Here is an 8222-nt window from a genome sequence, read left to right on the forward strand (position 1 = left end):
TGCTGCCGGACATTGCTTCCTTGGTTCTCACGGTCATGCTGCCCCGGCAAAGCCGGCATCCGAATCCAGTGGCAAAGCGATGGTGAACTTGCTGCCCTGCCCCGGAGTGCTCTCCACCGACACCTGCCCGCCATGCGCCTGGACAATGTGACGGACGAGCGAAAGCCCCAGGCCGCTGCCTTTGGTGTTGTGCACCAGCGGATCGCTGGCACGATAAAACTTTTCAAAAATTTTCTGCTGTTCGCTGCGCGGGATGCCGATGCCGCGGTCAATCACTTCCAGCTTCACCACGCCGTTCGAGCGATAAACGTTAATCCCCAGGAATTTGTCGCCCTGGGAGTATTTGAGAGCGTTGTTGACCAAGTTGAGGAGCGAGCGGGCAATCGCCTCGCGGTCCAGCCGGAGCGGCGGCAAATCGTCAGCAATGTTCTGTTGGAACTCGAAGCCCTTCTGCTCGATCTGGTAGCGATAGGACTCGAGCGTGTTGCGCACCAGCTCGGCCAGGTTCGTTTCGCGAAAGTTATATTCTTTTTTGCCCGCTTCGATGCGCGAGAAGTCCAGGATATTGTTGATGAGCGCCGTAAGCCGCTCGCTCTCCTTCCGGATGATGCGGAAGTATTCCTGGTACTTGTCCTGGCTCTTGAGGCGGCCCATCTCCAGCGTTTCCGCGAACAGCCGAATGAGGGAGAGCGGCGTCCGGAGCTCGTGGGAGACGTTCGAAACGAAATCGGACTTGAGCTTGGCCAGCGCCATCTCCCTGGCCACGTTGCGGTACGTGAGCCAGATTCCGCCGGCCAGGAAAAGGGAAAGACCGCCAAGGATGAGAAAACTCGTACGCAAGAATCGCTGGCCCAACGCCTCCACCGTCGTGCCACGGAACTTGATAGCCAGGGTCAGGCCGGGGAAGGCCGTCTCGAAGTTCCGTTCCACCTCCGGCTTGCCGCCGTCCCAGCCGGCGGAAGCAGCCAGCGGCTCCGCCTCCTTCCTGATGTGTACCATCATGACCGGTTGACTGTAGTCGTCCTTGTCCCGGTTCGGTTCGGCAAGGTCCTCCGCCATCAGGTTGTTCAGCGCATCAGGAAAGAATTGGTCCCGGAGGAATTCGCTGTCGAAGACCAGGCCGCCGAAGGCAATGCGGTCTTTTGGCGTCTTGGGCAGTATAAAGAAAGCGATGGATTGATAGCCTTGCTTTTCGCCTCGCGGCGCCCAGTTCGCGTAGAAGGCGAACCGTTCTCCTTCGTAGCGGTCCATTTTGTGGAGCTTCTTGACGAGGTCTTTGGCCTCGAGCCTCATCCACCCCCCCATCATCTTGGAGAGGTCTTCACTCTCGGCAAGGAAGTAGGCTTCCTCGAGCCGCCGAGGTTGGGAGCGGAAGACCATCCCGCTTGTTTCATCGTAGAGGAAAAGATGGGCGGCGTAAGGATACTGCTCGAGGAGCTTGTCCAGCTTTTGGGCGACGGGGTCGTCCGGACAGGGGAATTGTCCCTGCACCTCAGCCACCATCTCCATGGCCCGCCTGGTGATGCGCTTGTCGGCTATCTTGAGCAAGTGGGCGAAGTCTCGTTGGATGGTCGCCTCGATCACCTTGTCCCGGCCCATGGACTTGAGCTTCCAGATGCTCAAGCCGATCAGCGCCGCCGCCGGCAGGCACACGGCGAGTTGCAAGGTCAGCAACAAGCGAGCTCGCTCATTGGGACGCCACCACTTCGTCATCCGAGGCCTCTTTCCCTGGATTGACCAGCTTGTCTAATAGACGCAAATGCTAGCAGAATGTTTCTTCGGCCGTGTCAATCCCGCGTAAAAAGAGGTAAAGAGTTGTGAAAAATTTCGGCGCCTTTTCCGGCTAAGTTGGTCTCTTTTAGGGGAATACCGGGTAGCGGCGGGGCACTTTGCATTGCTAAAGTAAAGGCAGTAGTTAGGGCTGGGCCACTGGCGGAGGGTATGAGGGCTGGGCAGTTTGGCTCGACCAGCCTATAATGCCCCTTTTGCTTTGCCATGCGCTATCTGATCCTGAGCGACATTCATTCGAACCTGTCCGCCCTGGAAGCCGTACTCGCGGCCGTTGAGGGAAAGTTTGAAAAGGCGCTCTGCCTCGGCGACCTGATCGGCTACGGGCCTGACCCCGAGGAGGTCGTGAGCCGCGTTCGGGCCCTCAACCCGGTCGTCCTTCGTGGCAACCACGACCGTGCTGGCAGCGGCCTGACCGATGCCGAAGATTTCAATCCTTCGGCGCGGCGGGCGGCTCTTTGGACGCGCGACCGCCTTTCCACGGACAATCTGAACTACGTGCGGGCGCTTCCCGTCGGGCCTCTCGCGGTGGAAGATTTTCTCCTAGTGCATGGCTCGACCTTTGATGAAGACGAATATGTATTTGAGGCTTACCAGGCGCTCGAAACCCTGCGCCAGACAAGCCACCGTCTGATCTTCTTCGGCCACACCCATCTCCAGGGAGGATTCGTCCTGCATGATAAGAAACTGGAAGTGCTGCGCATCCATCTCAAAGAGAAAAGCGAAGCGGCGGAACTGCGACTCGACCCCGATGCTCGCTATTTGCTCAACCCGGGCTCGGTCGGCCAACCTCGCGACGGCGACAACCGCGCCGCTTGCGCCATCTATGATGCGGCCGAGGCCATGGTGGAATTCTGGCGCGTCCCCTACGACATCGAGCTGACCCAGCGGCGAATGAGTGAAGCCGGTTTGCCTGAGGCGCTGATCCAGCGGCTGTCATTCGGGCGTTAACGCCGACGGGTCGGGGCTAGCTCCTCTCAATCGAGCAACAGCCCCGTCACCCGGATTTCCGGCACGGCTTGATCCCACATCATCGGCACGTGTTCGAAAGAAAGGCGAAATTCGCGTGAAGCGCCGGGCGGGAAAGGCGAAGCGCGGCGACCGAGCGGGCGGGCGGTTTCGCGCAACACCGTCTGGCCGACAAGGTCTTTGAAATCGAGCACGATTTCGATTGCCCGCGCGCGCCGCGACCCGGCGTTGGTTACCTCACCGTCCAGGTAGGTCACCTCCTGGCCAAGAAAGTTCGCCGCCCGACTCATTTTCAATTGGGAGAAATGCAAGTGGGGGAGATAAGCCTGTTCCGCTGCACCCAGGGGCGGCAGGCGCTCCGGCGTCGGCGGCGCGATGGCCTGCTTGCCGGGCCGGCCGAGATAGAGGATCCCGGCCAACAAAAAAAGCCCCGCCACCGTCGCCGTCGCCGCAATCGTCGCCACCGGAAGCTGGCGCTCTTCAGCCATCAGCGGTAAATCCTCTCCCCGCAACTCCCCGGCCTCGTCCTTGTCATCGCCCCTTGTCCTTGGCGCTCGTGATTTCACCCTTCTCATTGACCGGCCCGACGACCACGAGCGTCAGGTTATCGGGATCGAGATACTTCCGCGCCACGCGGCTGACATCCTCCACCCTCACCGCTTGAATCATGCCCGGATAGCGCTGGATGAAGTCAAAGCCGAGGCTGTAAATCTCCGCGTTGATCAGGAAGCGGGCGATCTGCGCGTTGGTCTGGAAATCGAAAACGAAGTGGCCGGTGAGATAGGCCTTGGCATCGTCGAGTTCCGATTGGCTGACCGGCTTCGCGACGATTTCGCGAACCTCCTGGCGCAACCCTTCGATGCCCTTCGTCATGTTCCTGGGCGAGCAACCGATGTAAGCGACGAAGCGGCCGGGGTCGATGGAGGCGTCCCGGGTGATGCTCGAATAGGTGGAGTAGGCCAGCCCCTGCTGGTCGCGCAGATGAAACGGGATGCGGCCGGTGAAGGTGCCCGAGCCCGGCGCGCCGCCCAGGATCGAGTCCATAACCTCCAGGGCATAGTAGTCGGGATTTTTTCGGCTGATGCCCACCTGGCCGAGAAAGATGTTGGTCTGTTCTTTGTCCAGGAAGAGATATTTCGTTTTGGGTTCCGTTTGCCGCTTTGGCTCGGGCGGGACGGGAAGCGACACCGCCGGCCTCGACCATTCTTGAAAAGCCGCCTCGAGCTTCGTCATCGCCTCGCGGATGGAAACGTCGCCGGCAACCGCGATGATGGTGTTGCCCGGCGCGTAGAACTTTTCGTGAAACTGCGCCAAATCATCGCGGCTGAGTTTCTTGACCGTCTCTACGTAGCCGCTCGCCGGCCGATGCTGGGGCGTGCCGGCAAAGATGATTTCGTTGAGCTGGCGGCTGCCGACCACTTGCGGCTGATCGCCCTCAGCCCGGATTTCTGCGGCCAGGCGATCTCGCTGAAGCATGACGCGATCTTCGGGGAAGGTGGGATGCAAGAGGGTGTCTTTGACCAGATCGAGCGCCAAGTCGAAATCCTTCTTGAGGACGGTGGCGCTGACGCCCGCGCCGGTGTAGCCGGCCGAGGAGGTTATCGTTCCACCGGCCGACTCAATGGCCTGGGCAATTTGTTGCGCCGTGCGCGTCTTCGTGCCCTCGGTCAGCAACCGGCCCGTCAGTTGAGCGACGCCGGCCTTCTCATCCGTTTCGTAGCGCGCGCCCGCTCGCACATAGCTGGCGATCGATATGCCCGGGATATTGTGGTTTTCGGCCACAATCAACGTCAGGCCATTTGCCAGAAGACGTTTTTCTACCGGCAGGCCCGGACGGATCTCCGTGGTCGCCTTCTTGGGTTTTCCGCGGACCCCGCCCTGGCGCAGTCCTGCAGAGCGGAAGGAACCGCCCTGCTCAGCACCGGGCGCTAACGGGTCGAGACGACCCACACGGCCTTGGCGATAGTCTCGAAGCCATGTGGCAAGCCCAGAACCAGCACGCTCCCGGGGCAGGCTCTCGGTGCCGCCTGCTGCTGCGGAGGCCGCTGCCGGCTTGTTCACCAGCCAGCCCACGGTGGCATTGTCCTGCTCGAGATACTGCTTTGCCATCCGCTGGACATCCTCCGCGCTCACCGCTTTGATTTTGTCGAGGTAGGTATCGAGGTAGGTATAGGAGAGCAGCGTCTCCATGGCGCCGATCTGCTGCGCCTGGCTGATGCTCGTCTCCTTGTTCAGGATGAAGTCAGCCTCCATCAGGCTCTTGGCCTTTTGGAGTTCTTCCGCCGGCACGAGCGCTTGCTGGAGCTGGGCGACCTCATCGCGGATCGCGCCTTCCACCTCGGCCAATTTCGCGTCGGGCTTCAGTTCGGCAACGAACTGGAACAACGTCGGATCCTTCGCTTCCCCGTAGAAGGCGGCCGCTTCCGTCACCGACTGATCCTTCTCCACCAGCCGGCGGTAGAGCCGGGAGGTCTTGCCAGTGCTCAAGAGGGTGGCGAGCATCTGGAGCGGGTAGGAATCCGGCTCGGCAATCTTGGGCGCGTGGAAAACCATCATGAGCCGCTCCAGATGGGTGGCTTTGTTGACGGTGACCCGGCGCTCGCCGGGCTGGAGCGGTTCGACCGCTTCGACGCGGGGAGGCTCAGGCCCCGCCGGGATGGCCTCAAAGATTTCGCGCACGCGGGCAAGCGCTTTCTCGGTCTCGAAATCGCCGACAATCACCAGCGTGGCGTTGTTGGGCATGTAGAACCGCTGGTAGTAATTTTGCATATCCTGGGCCGAGGCCCGTTGCAAATCCTGGATCCAGCCAACGATCGGGTTGTGATAGGGGTGCACCTTGTAGGCGGCTGCCTTCACTTCCTGGTCGAGCGCGCCCCAGGGCGAATCGAGTCCGATTTGCAGCTCCTCGATGACCACTTGTTTTTCCGGCGTGTATTCCTCGGGCGCGAAGGTATTGTTCACCATCCGGTCGGCTTCAACCTGTAGCGCAATGTCCCAGCGGTCTGAGGCGAAGGAGAAAAAATAGGCGGTAAAGTCTTCCCCGGTGAAGGCATTATTCGTGCCGCCGTTCTTGACCGTGAGGCGGTCAATGTCGCCCTTCTTGAGCTTCTGGGTTCCCTTGAACAGCATGTGTTCGAGGAAGTGCGACTTGCCGGTCTGGCCGGCCTCTTCGTTGCGCGAGCCGACCTTGTACCAGACCATGGTGGTGACAATGGGCGTGGCGTGAAGTTCTTTGGTCAGGACGACGAGACCGTTTTTCAAAACCGTGCGTTGAACCTCCCCGCCGAGACTGGTGTCCCGCAAGGCGGGATGCGCTTCAGCGGCGGCCGCTGCCTGCGACCCAAGGATCGCCGTGGCAAGGATGAGGAGAATCTTCCTGCGGATTTTCACGAGTGAGCCTCCGGTCGAAAAGCCAAGCGGCGATATTAGGCGTTGCCGGGCAAGCAAGTCAATTTTCGAACTGAGTCCTCTGGATTATAATGCCCCAGCCCTGCGATGCCGTCTCCGAAAGAACTCGAAGAAGCTATCCACCTCTTCCTTTCGCTCGGCGGGATGCTCACCGTGGAAGAGAATGACGAAACGGTGCTCGCGGGAAGCGACCTTCGTGGCGAATTGAACCTGCGGGGCAATCGCCTCTTGCTTCATCTTTGGTCCGAGCAAGGCACACTCGTCCGCCGCGTCCTGAGCATCAAGAAGCAGTCGGTGGACGAGTTGACCCTTCAGGTGGAACGCTTTGGGCGCAGCCAGCCCGGCACGCTCGCCCTCTGGCGCGGTGATCGCCGGCGGGGCACCCGGGCGGTCGGCCGGGTGGCATTTCGCGCTCTCTTTCGCCGCGTCCTGGGCCAGGCTTTTCCGGACGAACAGGTGGAGTCTCTTCGTTCTTCGTCGGATCGCGAACGCTCTTTCAGTGCGCTTTACGTCCGCGGCACGATGGGCCGTCGGCGCGAGCGCTGGGCCATCATGGGCGCGGGCGGCGGAGAAACCCAGGCCACGCTGGACGGCATTCTGACCTACGGCCTCATCTGGCTGGACTGGTCTCGCCGATCGCGGTCGAGCCGCCACCAGAAAACGCTGACCGCAGGCCTGCCCCGATTCTATCAAGGACTGCGCCTTTTCCTTCCGGCTGGTCGCTCCCGGATGACCGCCAATCGCCTGGCATGGCTCGACTCCGGGCCAGGCGGGACGCGCTTCGAGCTGTACGAGGTGGAGGAAGACCAGTGGCGAGTCGAGCGGGTGGATGAGCGCGATTTCGGCAATGTCGAAACGCATCTGGTCGGCGCCGGCCGGGCCGAAGAGATGCTGCGCCACTTGCCGGAAGAAGCGCGAAGCATTTGCGCTCTTGCCCCTGACCTGATCGAAGCCAGGGTCACGGGCGAAGCCGAGGTCCTCTCCTTTCGGATTCGAGGCCTGGAATTTGCGCGACTGGCCGGTGGTCGAGTGCTCTTTGGGTGCGACGTGCCCGCCCCTTCGACTCCGCTCAGAGCAAGCGCGGCGGGTGCGGGGCTACGCCAGCTTCACGAGGGCAACCGGCCCATGCTCGAACGCCTGGTCCGGGAAATCGCCGAGCGGCGAACGCCGGATGCCGAGGATCGCACGCATCCCTTTTATCGCCTTCAGGCCGAGCGCTGGCTCGAGCAACTGGTTGCCGGTGACATCACCCGCATCGACCCGCAACTCGACCGCCGTTTTGTCTATTCTCAGGTGCCGGCTTTTGCCGCGAGTGACCGCGGGGTGATTGATATTTTGACGGTGACGCGCGACGGCCGGCTGGCGGTGGTGGAGCTGAAGGCCGACGAGGACATTCACCTGCCGCTGCAGGCGCTGGATTACTGGTTGCGCGTGCGCTGGCATCACGAGCGGGAGGATTTCGCCCGGCTGGGCTATTTCCCGGGAGTCGCCCTCCGCCCTGGATCGCCTCAGCTCTACCTGGTTGCGCCGGGTTTGCGCTTTCATCCCACGGGCGACGTCATTCGCCGCTATCTTTCCCCGGAGATCGAAGTGATCCGCGTGGGCTTGAATGAAAATTGGCGAGCCGGCCTGGAGGTCGTCTTCCGCCAGTAGGGGCCGGTCTTCACACCGCCTTCGGCCAGTAGGGCCGGTCTTCAGACCGCCCAAGATCACAATTTGCCCCGACCTCGCTTCGCTGTGGGGATACGATGAACCTTTCCTGTTCCAGCACCCTTTTGCCTCTTGACGATTTTTCGAAGAGGCTTCAGTATTAGTGTTCGGTTCGAAGCTCTTTTTGAGTTACAGCCAGCGCTCTTCGACCTTCCAAGACGGTGGGCCTGTAGCTCAGTTGGCTAGAGCGTCCCGATAAATCGGGAAGGTCGTTGGTTTTCTGGATGGAGTTGATTCCCACCACGCCGGTGGGCCTGTAGCTCAGTTGGCTAGAGCGTCCCGATAAATCGGGAAGGTCGTTGTTCCGACCAAGACGGTGGGCCTGTAGCTCAGTTGGCTAGAGCGTC

5 protein-coding genes are annotated in these 8222 nt (G+C 61.1%); 2 read left to right on the forward strand and 3 right to left on the reverse strand.

Going from position 1 to position 8222, the window contains the following annotated elements; translation table 11 throughout:
* Window positions 1-33: 33 nt before the first annotated feature.
* The gene (locus tag VIH17_12405) at window positions 34-1713 is read right to left on the reverse strand and encodes a HAMP domain-containing sensor histidine kinase (GenBank protein HEY4684030.1); all 1680 of its coding nucleotides are present in this window, start codon (window positions 1711-1713) and stop codon (window positions 34-36) included.
* A 282-nt stretch (window positions 1714-1995) separates the two neighbouring features.
* Here VIH17_12405 and VIH17_12410 point away from each other — a divergent pair, with 282 nt between their 5' ends.
* The gene (locus VIH17_12410) at window positions 1996-2739 is read left to right on the forward strand and encodes a metallophosphoesterase family protein (protein ID HEY4684031.1); all 744 of its coding nucleotides are present in this window, start codon (window positions 1996-1998) and stop codon (window positions 2737-2739) included.
* 26 nt (window positions 2740-2765) lie between these two features.
* On the opposite strand, the gene VIH17_12415 is transcribed toward VIH17_12410, so the two are convergent.
* Both VIH17_12415 and VIH17_12420 read right to left on the reverse strand, forming a co-directional pair.
* Window positions 2766-3245: a hypothetical protein gene (locus tag VIH17_12415; GenBank protein HEY4684032.1), complete on the reverse strand. Its 480-nt coding sequence runs from the start codon at window positions 3243-3245 to the stop codon at window positions 2766-2768.
* Between the two features lie 43 nt (window positions 3246-3288).
* Window positions 3289-6147 carry a pitrilysin family protein gene (locus tag VIH17_12420; protein ID HEY4684033.1) on the reverse strand — a complete coding sequence of 953 codons (2859 nt, stop codon included), beginning with the start codon at window positions 6145-6147 and terminating at the stop codon, window positions 3289-3291.
* A gap of 105 nt (window positions 6148-6252) precedes the next feature.
* Here VIH17_12420 and VIH17_12425 point away from each other — a divergent pair, with 105 nt between their 5' ends.
* Window positions 6253-7818: a hypothetical protein gene (locus VIH17_12425; GenBank protein ID HEY4684034.1), complete on the forward strand. Its 1566-nt coding sequence runs from the start codon at window positions 6253-6255 to the stop codon at window positions 7816-7818.
* Window positions 7819-8222 lie beyond the last annotated feature (404 nt).

This window comes from Candidatus Acidiferrales bacterium (assembly GCA_036514995.1).
GTDB lineage: Bacteria > Acidobacteriota > Terriglobia > Acidiferrales > DATBWB01 > DATBWB01.

Excerpts from the sequence above, each read along its gene's own strand:
- VIH17_12405 (HEY4684030.1), bottom strand. The coding sequence starts at position 1,713 with ATGACGAAGTGGTGGCGTCCCAATGAGCGAGCTCGCTTGTTGCTGACC.
- VIH17_12410 (HEY4684031.1), top strand. The coding sequence starts at position 1,996 with ATGCGCTATCTGATCCTGAGCGACATTCATTCGAACCTGTCCGCCCTG.
- VIH17_12415 (HEY4684032.1), bottom strand. The coding sequence starts at position 3,245 with ATGGCTGAAGAGCGCCAGCTTCCGGTGGCGACGATTGCGGCGACGGCG.
- VIH17_12425 (HEY4684034.1), top strand. The coding sequence starts at position 6,253 with ATGCCGTCTCCGAAAGAACTCGAAGAAGCTATCCACCTCTTCCTTTCG.